Annotated in this window: 1 protein-coding gene; it reads left to right on the top strand. The window is 65.7% G+C overall.

Features of this window, described 5'->3' with window-relative positions:
- A partial coding sequence (locus RNB18_RS50970) for an MBL fold metallo-hydrolase (RefSeq protein WP_311720921.1) occupies positions 1-534 on the top strand: 534 nt, incomplete at both ends.

The following is a 534-nucleotide window of genomic DNA, read 5'->3' as shown; positions in this document are numbered from 1 at the left end:
GAGGGATGGATGGCGCCCGACTTCTACGACCCCGACAACGATGTCTGCGTCTGCGCCATTCAGACCTGGCTGCTGCGCAGCGAGGGCAGGACCATCCTGGTCGACACCGGGGTGGGCAATCACAAGGACCGGCCGCATGCCCCGGTCTGGCATCACCTGGACACCGATTTTCTCGGGAACCTCTCCCGGGCCGGTGTCGCTCCCGAGGATGTCGACGTGGTGATCAACACCCACCTCCATGTCGACCACGTCGGCTGGAACACCTACCTCGACGACGGCAACTGGATCCCGACCTTTCCGAACGCCACCTATCTGATGCCGTTGGCCGACTTCGATTTCTGGAACCCGGCGAATCGGGGCGACCCGGTGCCAGGGCGGGACAACGTGTTCCTCGACAGCGTGGCCCCCGTCCATGCAGGGGGACAAACAGTGTTGTGGGAGGAGGGTTTTCAGATCGACGCCAACCTCGCGCTCGAGGCGGCCCCGGGCCACACCCCGGGCTCGGCGGTGGTCAGGCTGCGGTCCGGCAGTGAC

The sequence above is a fragment of the Streptomyces doebereineriae genome, assembly GCF_031845645.1.
In the GTDB taxonomy this organism is placed as follows: Bacteria; Actinomycetota; Actinomycetes; order Streptomycetales; family Streptomycetaceae; genus Streptomyces; species Streptomyces canus.
This window is presented reverse-complemented; position numbering and strand designations above follow the sequence as displayed.